This is a genomic window from Microcella sp. (genome assembly GCF_033763155.1).
In the GTDB taxonomy this organism is placed as follows: domain Bacteria; phylum Actinomycetota; class Actinomycetes; order Actinomycetales; family Microbacteriaceae; genus Microcella.
In genome coordinates, this window is the sequence record NZ_JANRKZ010000057.1 from 1 (window position 1) to 18,911 (window position 18,911).

The 18,911-nt window shown below is 66.2% G+C and carries 20 protein-coding genes and 1 pseudogene; all 21 read right to left on the reverse strand.

Going from position 1 to position 18,911, the window contains the following annotated elements:
• A pseudogene (locus SFU54_RS02390) lies at positions 1 to 965 on the reverse strand (glutamate synthase subunit alpha); the annotation flags it as partial.
• A 153-nt stretch (positions 966 to 1,118) separates the two neighbouring features.
• On the reverse strand, positions 1,119 to 2,135 hold the full coding sequence (gene lgt / locus SFU54_RS02395) for a prolipoprotein diacylglyceryl transferase (RefSeq protein WP_413466542.1): 1,017 nt from the start codon (positions 2,133 to 2,135) through the stop codon (positions 1,119 to 1,121).
• A gap of 48 nt (positions 2,136 to 2,183) precedes the next feature.
• Positions 2,184 to 2,966, reverse strand: a complete 783-nt coding sequence (gene trpA / locus SFU54_RS02400) for a tryptophan synthase subunit alpha (protein WP_319014718.1) — start codon at positions 2,964 to 2,966, stop codon at positions 2,184 to 2,186.
• Positions 2,963 to 4,192, reverse strand: coding sequence for a tryptophan synthase subunit beta (trpB, locus tag SFU54_RS02405; RefSeq protein ID WP_319014719.1), 1,230 nt, complete (start codon positions 4,190 to 4,192; stop codon positions 2,963 to 2,965). Before trpB ends, trpA begins: the two co-directional genes overlap by 4 nt.
• Entirely contained in the window at positions 4,189 to 4,965 is a 777-nt protein-coding gene (trpC, locus tag SFU54_RS02410) for an indole-3-glycerol phosphate synthase TrpC (RefSeq protein ID WP_319014720.1), read from the reverse strand. Before trpC ends, trpB begins: the two co-directional genes overlap by 4 nt.
• Complete coding sequence (locus SFU54_RS02415; RefSeq protein WP_319014743.1) at positions 4,966 to 5,196, reverse strand: DUF6704 family protein; 231 nt, start codon at positions 5,194 to 5,196, stop codon at positions 4,966 to 4,968.
• A 36-nt stretch (positions 5,197 to 5,232) separates the two neighbouring features.
• Positions 5,233 to 5,820, reverse strand: coding sequence for a Trp biosynthesis-associated membrane protein (locus tag SFU54_RS02420; RefSeq protein ID WP_319014721.1), 588 nt, complete (start codon positions 5,818 to 5,820; stop codon positions 5,233 to 5,235).
• A complete protein-coding gene (locus tag SFU54_RS02425; RefSeq protein WP_319014722.1) occupies positions 5,817 to 7,340 on the reverse strand; it encodes an anthranilate synthase component I in 1,524 nt (507 codons plus the stop codon). Before SFU54_RS02425 ends, SFU54_RS02420 begins: the two co-directional genes overlap by 4 nt.
• The gene (gene hisI, locus SFU54_RS02430) at positions 7,337 to 7,699 is read right to left on the reverse strand and encodes a phosphoribosyl-AMP cyclohydrolase (protein ID WP_319014723.1); all 363 of its coding nucleotides are present in this window, start codon (positions 7,697 to 7,699) and stop codon (positions 7,337 to 7,339) included. Before hisI ends, SFU54_RS02425 begins: the two co-directional genes overlap by 4 nt.
• Positions 7,696 to 8,457 (reverse strand): imidazole glycerol phosphate synthase subunit HisF, encoded by a 762-nt coding sequence (gene hisF / locus SFU54_RS02435; RefSeq protein ID WP_319014724.1) that lies wholly within the window; start codon positions 8,455 to 8,457, stop codon positions 7,696 to 7,698. Before hisF ends, hisI begins: the two co-directional genes overlap by 4 nt.
• The gene (hisG, locus tag SFU54_RS02440) at positions 8,457 to 9,296 is read right to left on the reverse strand and encodes an ATP phosphoribosyltransferase (protein ID WP_319014725.1); all 840 of its coding nucleotides are present in this window, start codon (positions 9,294 to 9,296) and stop codon (positions 8,457 to 8,459) included. The genes hisF and hisG overlap by 1 nt, the downstream gene beginning before the upstream one ends.
• Positions 9,297 to 9,353: 57 nt before the next feature.
• A complete protein-coding gene (locus SFU54_RS02445) occupies positions 9,354 to 9,617 on the reverse strand; it encodes a phosphoribosyl-ATP diphosphatase (protein ID WP_319014726.1) in 264 nt (87 codons plus the stop codon).
• Positions 9,618 to 9,660: 43 nt separating this feature from the next.
• On the reverse strand, positions 9,661 to 10,029 hold the full coding sequence (locus tag SFU54_RS02450; RefSeq protein ID WP_319014727.1) for an FKBP-type peptidyl-prolyl cis-trans isomerase: 369 nt from the start codon (positions 10,027 to 10,029) through the stop codon (positions 9,661 to 9,663).
• 42 nt (positions 10,030 to 10,071) lie between these two features.
• A complete protein-coding gene (gene rpe, locus SFU54_RS02455) occupies positions 10,072 to 10,734 on the reverse strand; it encodes a ribulose-phosphate 3-epimerase (protein WP_319014728.1) in 663 nt (220 codons plus the stop codon).
• Between the two features lie 22 nt (positions 10,735 to 10,756).
• On the reverse strand, positions 10,757 to 12,169 hold the full coding sequence (locus tag SFU54_RS02460) for an RsmB/NOP family class I SAM-dependent RNA methyltransferase (RefSeq protein ID WP_319014729.1): 1,413 nt from the start codon (positions 12,167 to 12,169) through the stop codon (positions 10,757 to 10,759).
• On the reverse strand, positions 12,166 to 13,083 hold the full coding sequence (fmt, locus tag SFU54_RS02465) for a methionyl-tRNA formyltransferase (RefSeq protein ID WP_319014744.1): 918 nt from the start codon (positions 13,081 to 13,083) through the stop codon (positions 12,166 to 12,168). Before fmt ends, SFU54_RS02460 begins: the two co-directional genes overlap by 4 nt.
• 70 nt (positions 13,084 to 13,153) lie before the next feature.
• Positions 13,154 to 15,187, reverse strand: a complete 2,034-nt coding sequence (locus SFU54_RS02470) for a primosomal protein N' (protein WP_319014730.1) — start codon at positions 15,185 to 15,187, stop codon at positions 13,154 to 13,156.
• A 25-nt stretch (positions 15,188 to 15,212) separates the two neighbouring features.
• Positions 15,213 to 16,406 (reverse strand): methionine adenosyltransferase, encoded by a 1,194-nt coding sequence (gene metK, locus SFU54_RS02475; RefSeq protein WP_319014731.1) that lies wholly within the window; start codon positions 16,404 to 16,406, stop codon positions 15,213 to 15,215.
• 52 nt (positions 16,407 to 16,458) lie between these two features.
• On the reverse strand, positions 16,459 to 17,670 hold the full coding sequence (coaBC, locus tag SFU54_RS02480) for a bifunctional phosphopantothenoylcysteine decarboxylase/phosphopantothenate--cysteine ligase CoaBC (RefSeq protein ID WP_319014732.1): 1,212 nt from the start codon (positions 17,668 to 17,670) through the stop codon (positions 16,459 to 16,461).
• A gap of 12 nt (positions 17,671 to 17,682) precedes the next feature.
• Positions 17,683 to 17,940: a DNA-directed RNA polymerase subunit omega gene (gene rpoZ, locus SFU54_RS02485; protein WP_293168195.1), complete on the reverse strand. Its 258-nt coding sequence runs from the start codon at positions 17,938 to 17,940 to the stop codon at positions 17,683 to 17,685.
• 48 nt (positions 17,941 to 17,988) lie between these two features.
• A complete protein-coding gene (gmk, locus tag SFU54_RS02490) occupies positions 17,989 to 18,903 on the reverse strand; it encodes a guanylate kinase (protein WP_319014745.1) in 915 nt (304 codons plus the stop codon).
• Positions 18,904 to 18,911 lie beyond the last annotated feature (8 nt).

An 18,911-nucleotide genomic window follows, 5' to 3' on the forward strand; every position in this document is an offset into this window, starting at 1 on the left:
ATCATCATGATCGCGTGGGGCAACGAGCGGCCGCCGAGCGTCAACAGCTCCACGACCTCGTCAAACGAGGCCGAGTCGCTCGCGCCCGGCGTCACGATCGGGAAGACGTCGCGCAGATCGCCGAAGAGCTCAGAGCGTAGCTGTGACTGGCGGGCGCGCATCCAGTTGCGGTTGCCCTGAACGGTGTTGATCTCGCCGTTGTGCGCAATCGACCGGAACGGCTGCGCGAGCGGCCACGACGGGAACGTGTTTGTTGAGTACCGCGAGTGCACGAGAGCGAGCTTCGAGGTAAAGCGCTCGTCACTGAGGTCGGGGTAGAACGGCTCGAGCTGCAGGGTCGTCACCATACCCTTGTAGACAAGGGTGCGGCACGACAGCGACGGGAAGTACGAACCTAACTCGCGCTCGGCCCGCTTGCGAGCGCGGAACGTCTGTCGGTCGAGCGCGACGCCCGAGAGCGGCACTCCCGACTCGTCGGTGCGCGTCGACCGCACAACCAGTTGCTCGAATGCGGGCATCGCCGCGCGCGCCAAGTTGCCGATGTTGGCGGCATCGGTGGGCACAACGCGCCAACCGAGAACCTCCAGGTCTTCTGAGACAGCGATCGCCTCGATGCCCGCCTTCTCGCGGGCGCGTTCGTCGTCGTTCGTCGGCAAGAATGCGGTTCCGATGGCGTATTGACCGACCGGAGGAAGCTCGAACGGCATCACCGCGCGCAAGAACGCGTCGGGAATCTGCGTGATGATACCGGCGCCGTCACCCGTTCCCGCGTCAGAACCAACAGCCCCGCGGTGCTCGAGGTTACGGAGCGCATCGAGGGCAGCCTGAATGATGTCGTGACCAGCGGTTCCGCGGAGCGTCGCGACCATCGCCAGACCACAGGCGTCGTGTTCGCGGCGCGGGTCATACATGCCCTGCGCAGCAGGAACAGCAGAGAACCTCTGCATCGGGGATGTGAGTTCCATCGTGTTCGTCCTCACGTTGTTGCGGAAACCGTGTGGGACGTCGCTGGCCCGAAGGAAAGGGAAGAACGCGCGAAGCGCGCCGTCGATGCCAGATCGAGTGTGGTGGCGATCTTCATGGCCGCCCGCTGTGCTCGGTGAGCATCGTGCGTGGCGTTACGGCTTCGCGGTGGACTCGCTTGTGGCGTCAGTCGAACCGGGAGCACCGGCGATAACGGCAGCCTCATTGCTGTCGTCATCGGAGTCGGTGTAGACGTCTTCGGAGTCTACCCCAGCCTCCGGCGTCCACTCCCGACCGGAGACGTATGGCGAGGGCTCGAGCCCCGTGTGTCGGCGAGACTGCACGACGATGATCAGGATTCCGATGATCACCGCAATCCAGGCACCCCACACATTGACGCGGATGCCCAAGAAGAGCTCGCTGGGGTCGAGGCGAATCGTCTCGAAGACGCTGCGTCCGGCGCCGTACCAGATGAGGTAGATGCCGAGTTGCTTGCCCCACTGCAAGGTCACGCGGCGAGCGAGCAGAAGGATCACGATCGCGCCCGTGACATTCCACACGATCTCGTAGAGGAAGGTCGGGTGGAAGAGCACGTCGTCGGGGAGGCCTACCGGAATGGCGTCGTTCGGACGATCGATTTCCAATCCCCACGGCAGGTCAGTCGGCAAACCGAACAGTTCTTGGTTGAACCAGTTTCCGAGCCGACCGAAAGCTTGCGCGAGCAAAAGCCCCGGAGCGAGCGCGTCGGCGAAAGACCAGAAACGCACGCCCGTGACACGGCACCCGATCCAGACACCGAGTGCCCCACCGATGAGCGCACCAAAGATTGCCATGCCCCCTTCCCAGATGAAGAGAGTTCTCAGGAGGTCAGCGCCTTCGAAGAAATAGTCATCGGGGTGCGTGAGCACGTGATAGACCCGCCCACCGATGATGCCGAACGGCACCGCAAAGAGGACAATGTCGAGCGTGATCCACGGCTCGGCTCCCCGCGCAGTCAGGCGGTGATTCGTCAGAACGACCGCTGCGACGATTCCGATCAGAATGCAGATCGCATACGCGTAAATGTTGACGTCGAATCCGAACCAGGTGAGTCCGATGTCGCGCAACCACTGCCCGAGATTGAATACCTGCCATTCCTCGGGAGGGCTCGGGATGCTCAGGGGCTGGATCACGTCAGAAACCTTTCGCAGGGCTGTCAAGCACAGTGGATCGGAGCAAGCCTAGCGGCGTGTACCGGCGGAGAGTTCAGCAGCCACGGCGGCCACTTCGGCAACGCCCCCCTGCTCCAAGGCGGCCACCAGGCGAGACCCCACGATCGCGCCATCGGCGTAGCTGAGAACGTCAGCGACTTGCTCGGCGGTCGAGATACCCAGACCGACGCACGCGCTCGTCGAACCCGCATCACGCAAGCGTGAAACCACGCTGCGCGCCGCCTTATCAACGTCGTCACGAGCCCCCGTGATGCCCATGGTGGAGACCGCGTAAACAAAGCCCCGACTGCTGTCGACGGCTTGCTTCATGCGCGCGTCGCTCGACGACGGTGCGGCGAGGAACACGCGATCGAGATCGTGCCCCTCCGATGCAGCCATCCAATCGGCTGCCTCATCGGGAATCAGGTCGGGGGTAATGAGCCCCGCTCCCCCGGCGTTCTGGAGATCGGTCGCGAATCGCTCGACCCCGTACTGAACCACGGGGTTCCAGTAGGTCATGACGAGCAACGGCGCGTCGACCCGCGCGCGAATGCGCTCCACTGCCTCGAAGCCGTGGCGCAATCGAAAGCCGTTGCGCAGGGCTGTCTGGGTGGCGCGCTGGATGGTCAGGCCATCCATCACGGGATCGCTGTATGGCAGTCCCAACTCGACAATGTCGACACCGTTCTCGACGAGCGCGACGGCGGCGTCAACGCTCGCGTCGAGCGAGGGAAAACCCACCGGCAGATACCCGATGAGCGCTCCAGACGCTTCATCGTTTCGCGTGCGAATCACGTCGGCGACGGCGCTCATGTTTGGTCTCCTGACTCAGCAGTCGCGGCCGCCGCGTCGAGCAGGCCAAAGTATCGCGCTGCCGTTTCCATGTCTTTGTCACCGCGTCCGCTGAGAGACACGAGCACGATGCCTTCCGGCCCCAACTCGCGGCCGAGTTCGAGTGCACCGTGCAAAGCATGCGCCGTTTCGATAGCCGGGATGATGCCCTCGGTGCGACTGAGGAGGCGCAGGGCATCCATCGCCTGGGCATCAGTGACGGGGCGATACTCGGCACGCCCGATCGACGCCAACCACGCGTGCTCGGGGCCGACTCCCGGATAGTCGAGGCCCGCCGAGATGGAGTGAGACTCCATCGTCTGGCCGTCGTCGTCTTGCAGCATGAGGCTCTTGGCACCGTGCAACACGCCCGGCCGCCCCATCGTGATCGTCGCCGCGTGAAAGAGAGTGTCGACGCCGTCACCGGCGGCCTCATTGCCGACAAGGCGCACATTCTCGTCGTCAAGGAAGGCGTGGAAGATACCCATGGCGTTGCTACCACCACCGACACACGCCACGACGGCATCGGGCAAGCGGCCTGTGAGCGCGAGAAGTTGTTCGCGCGCTTCGACGCCGATGACCGAGTGGAAGTCGCGCACCATCGTCGGGAACGGATGCGGTCCCGCGACGGTACCGAGCAGATAGTGCGTCGTCTCGACGTTCGCGACCCAGTCACGCAGAGCCTCGTTGATCGCGTCTTTCAGGGTGCGAGAACCGACCGTGACGGGGATCACCTCGGCCCCGAGAAGCTTCATGCGCGCGACGTTGAGCGCTTGCCGTTCGGTGTCGACCTCGCCCATGTAGACCACGCACTCGAGCCCGAAGAGCGCTGCGGCCGTGGCACTGGCAACGCCGTGCTGCCCCGCACCCGTCTCGGCGATGATGCGCGTCTTGCCGAGACGCTTCGCCAAGAGCGCTTGACCCAGCACATTGTTGATTTTGTGGCTGCCCGTGTGATTGAGATCTTCGCGCTTCAGAAAGACGCGGGCGCCACCGGCGTGTTCGCCGAATCTCTTGGCTTCGGTGATGATCGACGGTCGACCGGTATAGCTGCGGTGGAGTTCAGTCAACTCAGCGGCGAAGGACGGGTCGACACGGGCGGCCTGATAGGCAGCATCGAGCTCGTCGAGGGCAGCGATGAGTGACTCGGGTACGAAGCGACCCCCAAACTCACCGAAGTAGGGGCCGACCTGTTCGCGTAGCTTCATGAGACCGCCAGATATTCATTGAGAGTGGCGACAGGATCGCCACCCGTGACGAGTGCTTCGCCGACCAGCACGACATCGGCTCCTGCTCGACGGTAGTGCTCGACGTCTGCGACCGAGCTGACGGCCGACTCGGCGATGCGTACGGTGCCGTCGGGAATACGGGGCGCGAGACGCCCGAAAAGGTCGCGATCAAGCTCGAAGGTGCTGAGGTCTCGGGCATTCACGCCAATGACGTGTGCCCCCAGGTCAACCGCGCGCCGCACTTCGTCGGCGTCGTGGGTCTCGACGAGCGGCGTCATGCCGAGTTCGAGAATGAGCGTGTGCAACTCACGCAACTGCGCGTCGTCGAGCGCGGCAACGATGAGCAGCACCAGGTCGGCACCCGCAGCCCGCGCCTCAAGCACTTGGTAGGGCTCGGCAATGAAGTCTTTGCGCAACACCGGCACGCTCACCGCGGCACGAACCGCTTCGAGATCGGCGAGACTGCCGCCAAAGCGACGTTCTTCGGTCAGCACGCTGATTGCCGATGCGCCACCCTCGGCATACTGTCGCGCCAAGAGAGCGGGATCAGGGATGCTCGCGAGCGGGCCGCGCGACGGACTCGCCCGCTTGACCTCCGCAATCACCTTGATGTGGGGGCCACGCTCGAGGGCTGCGCGCGCGTCGAGGGCGGGAACCGCGGCAAGGGCGAGTCGCTCGACATCGGCAAGCGACCGGCTTTCACGCCGTCGGGCCGCGTCGTCGAGCGCGCCGGCGACGAGACCGGCGAGCACCTAGGAGTGCGCCTTCGGCGTGAACTTGGGGCCCTTCACGCCGTAGCCGGCCTTTGCCATGATGCCGCCGATGGCCCAGCCGACGAGCACGAGGGCAGCACTCGCCCACACCAGCCACTCGATGGCGAAGAAGAAGGCGACCGTGCCAATCGAGAAGCCGATGAGCATGATCGTCACGGCGGTCCAGGCAGCGGGTGAGTCGCCGTGGCCGGGGTCGTTCTGCGCGTTCATCGTCACTCCTGGATGGTCGGTCAGTGCTCGGTCAGTCTATCGTGCTGTGGGGTCGTCGCCGTCGCTCAACGCGTCCCAGGCGTCGAGTCGATCTGTTCGAGCGTCAGTCGGCTCAGCCGCAAATTTCACGCCATCGAACCGTCGAGTCCGCTGCGGCCAACGGGATGCTGTCGCCGCGATCGCGATGCCAACAACAACCGCGGCGCCACCCGCCACGATGGCAACCCACGGCCACGCCGAGACCGAAGTCGACTCGACCAGCGCCCGCACCGAGTCGAGGCCGTCGACACCTGTTGCGGCCGTCAGCGGCGCGAGCGAGGCAGCGACCGGGTCACTGACCGCGAGCATCCCTGACGCAATAAGCCCCACGCCGAGCAAAGACTGCAAGAGGCCCAGAATGATGCGGAAGACCAGGCCAGCGAGGGTCAACGCTCCGACGAGGGCAAGCCCCGCGAGAGCGAACGGCGGCACAGCGGGAGCCGTGGCGTCTCCCGCAGCAATGACCGTGCGCCCGTCTGTCAGCTGCAGCTCGACCCAGGGTTGGGTCCACGCGAGCATCGCCACCGCGGCGACGACGATGGGCGACATCAGCGCGAGCAGTCGAACCCGACGAGCCGCCGTCATGCGTGGGCCCCGCGCGTCAGGGCATTTGCGATGGCAACGGCGCGCAGAGGCGCTGCCGCCTTCGAGAGTGTTTCTTGATACTCCGTCTGTGGCACGGAGTCGGCGACTAGACCGGCACCTGCCTGCACCCGAGCGACCCCCTCAGCGAGAAACGCCGTGCGAATGGCAATCGCGAGGTCAAGGTCACCGGAGAACGCGAAGTAGCCAACGACACCGCCGTAGACGCCTCGCCGAGCCGGCTCGAGCTCGTCGATGATCTCGAGTGCGCGCGGCTTGGGGGCGCCGCTGAGAGTGCCGGCCGGGAAGGTCGCCCGAAACACGTCGATCGGAGTGACGTCGTCGCGCAAGTCACCTTCGACGCTCGACACGAGATGCATGATGTGGCTGAATCGCTCCACCTGCATGAACTCGGTCACTTCGACGGTACCTGCCCGACAGACCTTGGAAAGATCATTGCGGCCGAGGTCGACCAGCATCAAGTGTTCGGCCTGCTCTTTGAGGTCAGCCAACAACTCGTCAGCGAGCTCACCGTCGTGCTCAGGGGTATCACCACGAGGTCGGGAACCGGCGATGGGATGCGTGTACACGCGTGCGTCGGTGACCTTGACGAGCGCCTCGGGTGACGACCCGACAATGGCATACGGACTGCCGTCCGCAGTCTCGAGCGCCAAGACATACATGTAGGGCGAAGGATTGAGCGCGCGCAGCACCCGATAAACATCGAGCGGGCTCGCCGTCAGCTCGTGGTCAAACCGCTGGGCAATGACCACCTGAAAGACGTCGCCGTCGCGAATGAAGTCTTTCGATCGCTCTACTGCCCCCAAGAACTCGGCCGGTGTTGAGCGATGGCGCGGCTGAGGAACGGTGTCGAGGTCGATGCGGGCGATGCTCGGCTCGGCCGGGGCGGCAAGAGCGGCTTCTAGGGCATCGAGCCGGGATTGAGCATCCGCCCACAGGGTGTCGTCGTCGTGGGTTCCGTCGGCCAGAACGCTCGCGATCAACGAGACGGTGCCTTGACGGTGGTCCATGACGATGAGCTCACTGACAAAGGCCATGGCGAGCTCGGGACACGCAAAGTCAGCGGCGGGGGCGTCGGGCAAGTGTTCAACCTGGCGAACAGCATCCCACCCAATAAAGCCCACGAGCCCGCCGGTCAGGGGCGGATGCTCGGGATTCTCGGGTGAGCGCCAGCGCGCGTAGAGCGCGTCGAGCGCCGCCAACGTCGACCGAGGCATGGGTGCGCCAAACGCGCGATCCGCGTCGATCGTGCCGTCGAGCCAGACGGCCTCGCCATCCCGTTCGGTGAGCACGCCGAACGATCGAACACCCACGAAGGAGTACCGCGACCAGATACCGCCCTGCTCCGCAGACTCGAGTAAGAAGGTGCCGGTGCGCCCCTCGGCGAGCGAGCGATACAAGCCGACTGGCGTGAGGGCGTCAGCGAAGAGCGTGCGGATGACCGGCACCACGCGGGCATGGCGCACCTGGTGTGCAAACTCGTCGCGCGTCGTCTCGCTCATGCGGGGGCTCCGATCGTGGGGGCGAGAGGGTCGACGTCGAAACACGAACGAGCCCCGGTGTGGCAAGCCACGCCCACTTGCTCGACGGACACCAACACCGTGTCTCCGTCGCAGTCAAGAGCCGCACCACGCACGTACTGCACGTGGCCACTCGTGTCGCCTTTTCGCCAAAACTCTTGCCGCGAGCGGCTCCAGAACGTCACCCGACCTTCCGTTAGCGTTCTGCGCAAGGCCTCGGCGTTCATCCACCCCACCATGAGCACCTCACGGGTGTCGTGCTGTTGGATGACCGCGGGCAGTAAGCCGGCAGCGTCAAAGCGAACTCGAGCCACGACGGCGTCGATGTCACCCTCGTTCATCGCACGCTCATCCCTTCTGCGCGCAGCGCATCTTTGACCTGACCGACAGTGAGTTCGGCGTTGTGGAAAACGCTCGCGGCGAGCACCGCATGCGCACCCGACGCGACAGCAGGCGCAAAGTGTTCGAGCGCTCCCGCTCCCCCCGAAGCGATGACGGGCACGGTCGACGACTCAGCCACGGCGGCAATGAGTTCGAGGTCGAAGCCGTTTTTGGTGCCGTCGGCGTCAATCGAATTGACGAGCAACTCCCCCGCGCCTCGCTCGATCGCTTCACGCGCCCACCCGATGGCGTCGATCGCTGTGCGCTCGCGACCGCCGTGAGTCGTCACGACGAATCCGCTCGGCGCGTCGGTGTCGCGCGTCACGTCGAGCGAGAGCACACACACTTGAGCCCCGAAACGATCGGCAATCTCGTCAATGAGTCCGGGGCGGGCGATCGCCGCGCTATTGACTCCGATTTTGTCGGCGCCGTGGGCGAGCAACCGAGCAACATCGTCGACAGTGCGCACTCCCCCGCCGACCGTGAGGGGAATGAACACCTGCTCGGCCGTGGCCTGCACGAGATCGAACATAGTGTCGCGATTGTCGACGGTCGCCTTCACATCGAGAAACGTGATCTCGTCGGCTCCCTGTTCGTAGTAGGTGCGCGCCAATTCAATGGGATCGCCCGCGTCACGCAGGTCGAGAAAGTTGACGCCCTTAACGACCCGGCCTGCAGCAACATCGAGGCACGGGATGACGCGCACCGAAACGCTCATCAGATGCGGGCGGCGTGAATCGAGCTGACGAGAATCGCCCGCGCACCGAGCTCGTAGAGCTCATCCATCACGTGGTTGGTCTCGTCACGCGGAACCATAGCGCGCACGGCAACCCACGAGCCGTCGGCGAGCGGTGAGACGGTTGGCGACTCAAGCCCGGGAGTGATGGCTTGGGCGCGCTCGAGAAGCGCGATCGGAAGGTCGTAGTCGATGAGAACGTACTGGCGAGCGACCAAGACCCCTTGCAAGCGACGCTGGAGCGTGGCGATGCCGGCACGCTCGGGCTGTGCACTGATCAGCACCGCGGTCGATTCGAGAATCACCGGCCCGACAATCTCCAGGCCCTGAGCACGCAGAGTCGACCCCGTCTCGACGACGTCGGCAATCGCATCCGCGACTCCCAGTCGATTCGAGACCTCGACGGCGCCATCGAGCTTCACGATCTGTGCGGAGACCCCGTGTTGCGCCAGAAAGTCGCCAACGAGCTTGGGATAGCTCGTCGCAATGCGCAATCCGGTGAGATCACTCAGCTGCGAGACGGTTCCGGGAGGAGCCGCAAAGCGAAACGTTGACCCGCCAAAGTCGAGCGGCTGAATCTCGACCGCGGCCGACCCGGAATCGAGCAGGAGGTCACGCCCCGTGATGCCGACGTCGAGCGCGCCCGAACCCACGTAAGTGGCAATGTCACGCGGGCGAAGGTAGAAGAACTCGACACCGTTGCGCGGGTCACTCACCGTGAGGGCACGCGGGTCACGACGACCGATATACCCGGCCTCGACGAGCATCTCGACGGCGGTCTCGGAAAGCGAACCCTTATTGGGTACCGCAATTCTCAGCATGGCGTTGTCTCTTCGTGAGCGGTGCGCCGTGTGGGGCGCTGGTCGTGGTGGCGGGCGTTAAAGGTGCTTGTACACGTCGTCGAGGGTCAGCCCTTTCGCGACGAGCAACACCTGCAGGTGGTAGAGCAGCTGCGAAACCTCTTCAGCCGTCGACTCGTTGCTCTCGTACTCGGCGGCCATCCACACTTCGGCGGCCTCTTCGACGATTTTTTTGCCAATGGCGTGGATGCCCGCATCGAGCTGCGCAACGGTGCCCGAGCCCTCGGGGCGCAGTCGCGCCTTCTCACTCAGCTCAGCAAACAGCCCGTCGAAAGTCTTCACCGCCCCAGGGTACCGGCCTGGCGCAGTGCGTTCTTCGAGAGGACTAAGAAACGCCCAGCAGGTCGATGACGAAGACGAGAGTTTTGCCCGAGAGTCGATGACCGCCTCCGGCGGGGCCGTAGGCGAGGTGCGGCGGGCAAACCAGCTGGCGACGACCGCCCACCTTCATGCCGGGAATGCCCTGCTGCCAGCCGGCGATGAGGCTACCGAGGGGAAAGTTGATCGACGACCCGCGGTTCCACGAGGCGTCGAACTCTTCGCCCGTCTCGAACTCAACACCGACGTAATGCACGTCGACGGTCGAACCGGGCTGCGCTTCAGCGCCCGTGCCGACAACGAGGTCGGTGATGACGAGGTCAGCGGGCGTGGGGCCCTCGAAGAAGTCGATTTCGGGCTTCGTGTTCTGGCTCATGACTCCATCCAACCAGACCTCGGTGTATGCCGAATGCGCCGCTCAGTGCTGGTGCGACTGGGCCGCAGCCCGTAGCTCGGCGATCGCCGACTCGACGTTCGCGGCCCCGTAGACCGCCGACCCCGCGACAAACGTGTCAGCACCGGCCTCGGCAGCAATGCCGATGGTGTCGAGGGCGATTCCCCCGTCGACCTGCAGCCACACGTCGAGTCCGTGCCGATCGACCGCTTCCCGAAGTGCACGCAGCTTGGGCATCGTCTCGGCCATAAACGATTGCCCCCCGAAACCCGGTTCGACCGTCATGACGAGCACCTGATCAAACTCAGGAAGCAGGTCGAGGTAGGGCTCGACCGACGTGCCGGGCTTGACGGCGAGGCCCGCCCTGCTGCCGCGCGCACGCAAGGCCCTCGCCGTTTCGACGACATCGGTCGCTGCTTCGGCGTGAAAGGTGACCGAGAACGCGCCCAATTCGGCGTACCCCGGTGCCCAACGATCCGCGTCACTGATCATGAGGTGTACGTCGAGCGGAACAGGGGCGATCGCCTGCAACCGGCCCACCATTTGCGGGCCAAAGGTCAGGTTGGGCACGAAGTGGTTATCCATGACGTCGACGTGCACAAGGTCGGCACTCGCGATGCGCTCGACATCACGCTGCAGGTTGACGAAGTCGGCCGACAGGATGCTCGGGTTGATACGCACAGTCACGTCGCCAGCGTACTCATCTGCGTCACAGCGACGACCGACGCGTCAAGAGCTGGATGAACATCGCATCGGTTCCGTGACGGTGCGGCCAGAGCTGCGCGGCTCCGTGCGCGAGCTCGCCGAGGTCGAGCGGGGTTCGAGTAATGGTGGCGAGCACGGCCAGAGTGTCGAGCGGGGCGACGTCGGTGGGGCTCTCGGCGAGGAGGGCATCCACGATTGCCGTCGTCTCGTCGGGATGCGGCGAGCACGTCACATAGGCGAGCACCCCTCCGGGCTTCAGCGCGGTGAGAGCGCTGCGCACAAGCTCACCCTGCAGCGTCGCGAGCGGGGCGACGTCATCAGCGGTCTTTCGCCAGCGGGCTTCGGGACGACGACGCAAGGCCCCGAGGCCCGTGCAGGGCGCGTCGAGCAAGATGCGGTCGTAGCTGTTCGGCTCGAGCGCGCCGATCTCTCGACCGTCGCCGACGCGCACCTCGATCGTGGAATCAACTGCGTGCAGTGCACGGCGCACCAGGTCGGCCCGCGCGGGCACCACTTCGTTCGCGGTGAGCGTCGCACCCGCAGCACGGGCCTCGGCGGCGAGCAGCGCAGCTTTGCCTCCGGGGCCCGCACAGAGGTCGAGCCACCGCTCTCCCGGCGTTACCGGCCGAGCCCGTGACAGTACGAGAGCAGCCAACTGCGAGCCTTCGTCTTGCACGCGCGCACGGCCCGCAGCGACATCGGGATGCGCAGCCGGGTCACCAGCGACCGAGCGTGCACCCACCGGCGAATACGGTGTGCGGTCACCCAGCTCATCGGGTTCACTGAACCCGGGAAGTGCTGCAAGGGTGACGCGAGGCGCGACGTTGTCGGCGATGAGCAGGGCCTCGAGTTCGTGCTCCCGGCCTTCGCGCGCGAGCGCGGCACGCAGGGCCCCCACGAGCCACGCGGGGTGCGCGTGCTCGATCGCGGCGCGCTCGTCGGGGTCAGTCACGCCGTCGAGCAAGCGGGCCGTCCACGTCAGGTCGTCGTCACGCGAAATCGTGCGCAAGACGGCATTGACAAACCCGGTCGTGCGAGCGGCACGGGCACGACGCGTGAGCTCGACCGTCTCTGACACCGCGGCGTGGGCGGGGGTGCTCATGCCGAGCAACTGGTGCGCGCCGAGCCGAAGAAGGTCGAGCGCCACCGCATCGATCGCCTCGACCGAGCGCCCCGCGGCGCGCGCGATGATGCGATCGTAGTGGCCACGCCGACGCAGGGTGCCATAGGTCAGTTCGGTCGCGAAAGCCGCATCAGCCCCGACGAGTCGTGCGCGCCGCAACCGCGTGGGCAAAAGCAGGTTGGCATACGCGTCGTCATCGGCAACAGCTCGCAGCACATCGAAGGCGACCTGGCGCGGCGTAGCCGTTGTGTGCGCGCGTGCTTTCGACCCCACCGACTGCGGTCGCCCGGTCACGCGAACACCGGAAACTGATCAGCCGGCAGTCCCCGAGCCCAATCGAGAGCCGCCATCGCCTGCTTACCCGCGGGTTGCACACGCACGAGTTCGAGAGGAAGCGTGGCCGTGCCTACGAGCAGGCGCGAGCCGTCACGACGCAGGTGTCCGGGCGGTAGCGGCGCAGCATCCCGGGCGATAACCGCGTCGAGCACCTTGATCACCTGCCCGTCGGCGTGAGTAAACGCACCGGGTTCGGGAGTCACGCCGCGCATGCGGCTGTGCACGGTCTCGGCACTCTCGCTCCAGTGCAGCGCAGCATCGTCGCGACTGAGTTTGGGTGCCAGAGTTACCGCGCCCTCTTGCGGTCGCGCCACGGCGGTGCCACTCGCGAGCTGATCGACAACGTCACACACGAGTGCGGCGCCTGAGACACTCAACTCATCGAGCAGTGACCCGGCGGTGCGGTGCGCTCCAATGGGCGTCGTGAGGCGTGCATACCAGTCACCCTCATCGAGGCCTTCGGTGAGCTGAAAGACGGTCGCGCCGGTCTGGGCATCACCCGCGATGACGGCGTGTTGCACGGGGGCTGCACCACGCCAGCGCGGCAGCAGCGAAAAGTGCAGGTTGATCCAGCCCAACCGAGGCCACGACAGCAACGGTTCTCGCACGAGCGCACCGTAGGCAACGATCACTCCGAGGTCGACATCAAGCGGCAGCAGCTCGTTCTCGATCTCACTCAGCCGCCGCGCTTCGAGCACCGCCAGGCCTCGGCGTTCAGCCTCATCGGAGACCGGCGTGGGGGTCAGCACGCGCTTGCGGCCCTGAGGTGATGCCGGCCGAGTAATCACGCGGACTATCCCGTGCTCGCTCTCGGCGAGGCTCGCGAGCGTGGGCACAGCAGCCGAAGGGCTACCGGCAACGACGAGACGCAGAGCGGGCATGAGTCCATTCAACCGGATGCCCGCTCGACGCCCGACCGCGCGCAACGCTTTCGCACAAGGGTCACGCGCTGACCGGGCGGCCGCCCGGGTCGTCGAAAGGCTCGGCGTCGTCAAACCGCACTCGCAGCGCGGGAACTCGGCGGCGAGGCGGAGCACCCGAGGGCCGGGGGGCGCGCGCCGTCGCGCCTCGAACAAGTTCGGCCTTCAGTCGTGCGGCCACCTCGGCGCCGCGGGCGTAGTCGAGGCGAACGATCGCCCGCACACGTCCGTCGTCAAGCTCGGTCGGGCCGAGCACATCGACGCCCTCGAGGTCGCCGAGAGCGTGCGTGGCCCGCGTGACGGCCTCGGGCGTTCCGGCGAGGGCCGCAACACGCACGGCAGGGGGAAATCGCAGCACGCGGCGGTCGGCGAGCTCTGCCGCGGCGATGCGCTCGGGGTGCCCTGTCGCGAGCGCTGTGGCGACTGCTCCCCCGACACCCACGAGCAATACAGGGGCGTCTGTCGCAGCGAGTGCGGCGGCATTGCACCACCACCGCACACAGTCTTCGACGACGCGCAAGCTCTCACGAGCGAGCATGCTCTCGCCATCGAGAAGCAAAACCGCACGGTAGCCACCGGCAACGAGTGGCTCTGCGCCGCGCGTGGCGACGACGAGCGTTCGCCCACCGGGTGCGCTCTGCAGTGGCGTCGTGCCGTCAGACACGACGACCCGGGCCCCGGGAAAGGCGCGGCCCAACTCATCGGCCGTGCGGCTCGCCCCGCGACCGACGGTGCGCCAGCGTTCACCTTGGCACGTTCCGCATCGCCAGGCCGCAGCGAGCGCGCCGCACCACCGGCACGACGCCATGGCGCCCGCCCTCGCGACCCCCAACGGCCCCTGGCAGGTCATGCAGCGTGCCGTTTCTCCACAATCGGCGCACGCCAATCGCGGCGCGTACCCCGGCCGAGCCACCTGCACGAGCACGGGCCCATGCTGGAGGGCGTCGGAGACCGTGCGCCACGCACTCGACGGAATTCGTGCGCGCGCCGCGGCGGCCTCACCACCCGTTTGCTGTGCCGTCGGCGTGATGCGGCGGCGCCAGTGGCCGCTTGGCTCGACAGCCGTGAGCCACCCGACTTCGACGAGGCGCTGCACATCGGTGCTGCGCGCGTGGGCGGCGAACACGAGCGCGCATCCCGAATCTTCTTGGCGAAGCAGCGCGAGATCGCGACTGTGGATGCCCGGCGCATGCTGTTCGACATGCAGCGAGTCTCCGTCGTCCCACACGGCGATGAGCCCGAGCGCGGGGGCCGGAGCGAGCAAGGCCGAGCGATTGCCGACGACAATCACCGGCCGGTCATCCAGCGTGCGCAAGAACGCGCGGTAGCGGTCGGCGGCCGGCTGGGTTGCGTCAATGCGCGCCACGTCATCGCCCGAAACGAGAAGGCCGAGGCACGCGGCGAGGTGATCGAGATCGCGATAGTCGGGCACACTCACGATGGCGCTGCGGCCCGCCGCGAGCGTGGCGACCGCGAGTTCTGCGAGGGTACGAAGACTCGCGGGAACCCACACCCCCGGCGCAATCTCGATGGGCGCCGCGATCGCCGCCAGGGCAATGCGCCGCGCTGCCGAACCGCGGTCATCGCCGGGAGCAGAGAGCACGTCATGGGCGCGCACAACCTCGGCGAAGGCCTCCGGTGCATACCCCGTGATGACCGGCGCGACCGGCCGCTGGGCGTTCCTGACGTCGCGAGCCTCGGGCGACTCAGCGCGGCGAGTGAGCCACGCTTTCTCGACCCGAACCTGACGCGGCGGAACGGCCAACCGCACGAGGTCACTTGCCACGCCCGCGGCCCGATCGGTCGCGCGTCGGATGAGTCGCCACACCTGGGGGTCGAGCACGCGAGCGGGCGAGACCACTTCGTCGAGCTCGCTCAACACGCCCTCGTAACCCACCTCATCGACGACCTCGACAATGAAGCCCTTCGCTTGACGGCCTGCCGATCGCAACGGCACGAGCACCCGTACGCCCGGAAGCGCCTGCTCGCGCCACCGTTCGGGAATCGTGTAGTCAAAGAGTCGGTCGAGCTGCGGCAGGGGTGAATCGAGCAGCACCCGTGCAATGGATGCCGACGGCACCTTAGAGACCGGCCTCGCTGCGCAGTGCGTCGACGCGGTCGAGACGCTCCCAGGTGAAGTCAGGCAGCTCGCGGCCGAAGTGCCCGTACGTGCTGGTTTGCGCGTAAATGGGTCGCAACAGGTCGAGATCGCGAATGATCGCACCGGGGCGCAGATCGAACACCGTTCGAATCGCGTCGATGATGCGCGATTCATCGACGTGGGCCGTGCCGAACGTTTCGACATAGAGGCCCACCGGCGCCGCCGTGCCAATGGCATAGGCAACCTGCACCTCAAGGCGATCGGCCAGACCCGCCGCAACGGCGTTTTTGGCGACCCAGCGCATGGCGTAGGCGGCCGAGCGGTCAACCTTCGACGGGTCTTTGCCGCTGAATGCACCACCACCATGCCGAGACGCGCCGCCATAGGTGTCGACGATGATCTTGCGGCCGGTGAGGCCCGCGTCTCCCTGCGGCCCGCCGATCTCAAACCGACCGGTGGGGTTGATGAGCACGCGCGGCGTCGTCGCGTCGAAGCCGGCCGCCTCGAGAACGGGCGTGATGACCGTGCGCCGAACGTCGTCGCGCAATTGCTGAGTCGAGACCGATGGCATGTGCTGCGTCGAGAGCACAACAGTCTCGACCGTGCGGGGCACGGAACCGTCGTACCCGACCGTGACTTGGGTCTTGCCATCCGGTGCGAGGTAGTCGAGCACGCCCTGCTTGCGCACGTCGGCAAGACGTTCAGCGAGTCGGTGTGCCAACCAAATCGGCAGGGGCATCAACTGGGGCGTCTCATTGGTCGCGTAGCCGAACATGATGCCTTGGTCACCCGCGCCCTGCACATCACCTTCGTCGGTGCTGTCGCCCTCACGCGACTCGAAGGCCGCATCGACGCCTTGCGCAATGTCGGGTGATTGTTCGCCGATCGAGACGGACACCCCGCACGAGCGGCCGTCGAACCACACATCGCTCGACGTGTACCCGATGTCGGTGACACGCTGACGCACAATGCCCGGGATGTCGACGTATCCACTCGTGGTGACTTCACCGGCGACGTGCACGAGCCCCGTCGTCACGAGGGTTTCGACGGCGACGCGGCTCTGCGGGTCAACCGTGAGCAAGGCGTCGAGAATGCTGTCAGAGATCTGATCGCAGATCTTGTCAGGATGCCCCTCGGTGACCGATTCAGAAGTGAACAGTCGCAACGCGGTCATGGAATTCCTGTCATCGAACGGCGAAATGCACGGTATCGCCGAACACGTTCGGCTAGACCAGCAGGTCGAGAATACGGTGCGCGACCGACAACTTGTCGCCCGCCGCCCGTGCTACCACGGTACCGTCGCCGTCGAGCATCGTGACGCTATTGGTCGGTGTACCGAAACCCTCGGTCTCGCTCACACGGTTGACGACGAGAAGGTCGACACCCTTGCGGCGCGCCTTGTCGGCTGCAATGTGCTGCAAGCGGTCGTCGTCTGCCTCGGTTTCTGCGGCAAACCCCACGACCCGCTGGCCACCTCGTCGATCGGCGGCGAGCCCGGCGAGAACATCCGGAGTGCGCTCAAGTTCGAGACTCAAGGTTTGACCCACCGCGTCTTTCTTGATCTTGCCGTCGGCAACGCTCGTCGGTCGGAAGTCGGCGACCGCGGCGCACATGATGATCGTGTCGGCCTCGGCGGCGCCCTCGCGCATCGCCGATTGCAGCTCGCTCGTCGTGCCCACAGTCACCACCGTCGCGCCGGCCGGGGCATCCACCTCAAGGTGTGCTGCCACGAGCGTGACCGACGCCCCGCGGGCCAGAGCCGCCTCGGCGAGAGCAACGCCCTGGCGCCCACTCGAACGATTGCCGATGAAGCGCACGGGGTCGAGCGGCTCGCGGGTTCCGCCCGCAGAAATCAGGATGCTGCGCCCAACGAGATCGCGTGGCCCCACGACCGCGAGCGCGGCGGCAGCGATTGTCGACGGTTCCGACATTCGCCCGGCCCCAACGTCGGCGCCCGTCAGCCGCCCCGAATCGGGGCCGACGATCGTCACCCCGCGCGAGCGGAGCGTCGCAATATTGGCCACCGTTGCCGGGTGCTCCCACATTTCGGTGTGCATCGCCGGAGCAATGACGAGCGGCGCTGCGCTCGCAAGCACGGTGGTGCCGAGCAGATCGCCAGCGAGGCCAGCCGCCAACGACGCGATGGTGTGCGCTGTGGCCGGCGCGATCACGATGAGATCAGCACGTTGACCGAGAGCGACGTGCCGCACTTCGGCAACACCCTCATAGAGGTCGGTGTGCACGGGATTGCGGCTAATCGCTTCGAGCGTCGGCCGCCCGACGAAACGCAACGCTCCTTCGGTGGCCACGATGTGCACATCGTGGCCGGCCACGACGAACTCTCGAGCAACGCCGACGGCCTTATAGGCGGCGATGCCGCCCGTGATGCCGAGCACGACCGTGAGGCGACCCGCGGCGTGCGGCGTCGGAGCGGTCATGCGACGCGAGACCTAGTCCGTGAGGCGCGTGAGAACGAGCTTGTCTTCGTTGATCTCGTGCAACGCCACCGACAGGGGCTTGTCATCCACGGTCGAGTCGACGAGCGGGCCAACGTTGTCGAACAGGCTGCCTTCGTGAAGGTCGGCGTAGTAGTCGTTGATCTGACGAGCACGCTTCGAGGCGAAGATCACCAGCTGGTACTTCGAGTCAACCTTCGACAGCAGTTCGTCGATGGGGGGTTCGATGATGCCGGAGTTCTTGTCAGCCATGGGATGCTCGCTCTCGTTTCGCCCGGAGCACGTCGTCTGCGGGTCTCGCTATCGCGCCGCGCCGGCGCGACCCGACGGTCGCGCTCCGTCACTGGGCACTGCCAGCAAGTCTACGACCTCTTGTGCCGCGCGGCGCACATCATCGTTGACGACGAGAACATCAAACTCGTCTTGGGCCGCCAGTTCGACGCGAGCGGTCTCGAGCCGGCGGGATTGCTCGTCGGGCGACTCCGTCCCGCGGCCGACAAGGCGACGCACGAGTTCTTCCCAACTCGGCGGAAGCAAGAAGACGAGCACAGCATCCGGCATCGTCTCGCGCACTTGACGGGCGCCCTGCAGGTCAATCTCGAGCAACACACTGCGGCCTGAGGCAAGTGCGGCCTCGACCGGCGGGCGCGGTGTGCCATAGCGCGACGCATTGTGCACCGTCGCCCATTCGAGCAGGTCATGCCGGTCGATCATCGCGTCAAACTCCGCATCATCGACGAAGTAGTAGTGCACACCGTCGACCTCACCCGGTCGAGGCGAGCGCGTCGTTGCCGAAATGCTCAACAGTACGTCTGGGTGATTCTCGCGAATGAACGTTGACACCGTGCCCTTGCCCACGGCCGTTGGCCCGGCGAGCACCACGAGGCGACCGCGGCCCGGCACTCCCTCACGCGCGCGAAGCCACGACGCCAGGCGCGTGCGCTGGCGGTGGCCAAGCCCTCCGAGCCGCTTGACGGGCGAGATCTGCAGTGCGTCGAGAACCTCAGCAACCCGCGCCGGACCGAGTCCGCGCAGGGAGCCGAGAAGCTCGGGCACCCGCATGCTTGCTTCGGGAGCATCCGTCGACCGCCACGCGGCCTCAGCCACATCGATCGCGGTGCGCTCCCCCGCCCGCACGGCCTCTTTCACCGCTGCACGCGCGCGACGCGCGGCGATCGCCGCCCGCGATGCCGCGGCCCGGTCGACCTCGGGCATGGGCGTGC

What these genes read in the sequence shown, in the direction of transcription:
- hisG (WP_319014725.1), bottom strand. Translation starts at nt 9,296, where the DNA reads ATGCTGAGAATTGCGGTACCCAATAAGGGTTCGCTTTCCGAGACCGCC.
- gmk (WP_319014745.1), bottom strand. Translation starts at nt 18,903, where the DNA reads ATGCCCGAGGTCGACCGGGCCGCGGCATCGCGGGCGGCGATCGCCGCG.
- SFU54_RS02420 (WP_319014721.1), bottom strand. Translation starts at nt 5,820, where the DNA reads ATGACGGCGGCTCGTCGGGTTCGACTGCTCGCGCTGATGTCGCCCATC.
- metK (WP_319014731.1), bottom strand. Translation starts at nt 16,406, where the DNA reads ATGACCGCGTTGCGACTGTTCACTTCTGAATCGGTCACCGAGGGGCAT.
- trpB (WP_319014719.1), bottom strand. Translation starts at nt 4,192, where the DNA reads ATGAAGCTACGCGAACAGGTCGGCCCCTACTTCGGTGAGTTTGGGGGT.
- hisI (WP_319014723.1), bottom strand. Translation starts at nt 7,699, where the DNA reads ATGAACGAGGGTGACATCGACGCCGTCGTGGCTCGAGTTCGCTTTGAC.
- rpoZ (WP_293168195.1), bottom strand. Translation starts at nt 17,940, where the DNA reads ATGGCTGACAAGAACTCCGGCATCATCGAACCCCCCATCGACGAACTG.
- SFU54_RS02415 (WP_319014743.1), bottom strand. Translation starts at nt 5,196, where the DNA reads ATGAACGCGCAGAACGACCCCGGCCACGGCGACTCACCCGCTGCCTGG.
- trpA (WP_319014718.1), bottom strand. Translation starts at nt 2,966, where the DNA reads ATGAGCGCCGTCGCCGACGTGATTCGCACGCGAAACGATGAAGCGTCT.
- hisF (WP_319014724.1), bottom strand. Translation starts at nt 8,457, where the DNA reads ATGAGCGTTTCGGTGCGCGTCATCCCGTGCCTCGATGTTGCTGCAGGC.
- SFU54_RS02425 (WP_319014722.1), bottom strand. Translation starts at nt 7,340, where the DNA reads ATGAGCGAGACGACGCGCGACGAGTTTGCACACCAGGTGCGCCATGCC.
- SFU54_RS02450 (WP_319014727.1), bottom strand. Translation starts at nt 10,029, where the DNA reads ATGAGCCAGAACACGAAGCCCGAAATCGACTTCTTCGAGGGCCCCACG.
- coaBC (WP_319014732.1), bottom strand. Translation starts at nt 17,670, where the DNA reads ATGACCGCTCCGACGCCGCACGCCGCGGGTCGCCTCACGGTCGTGCTC.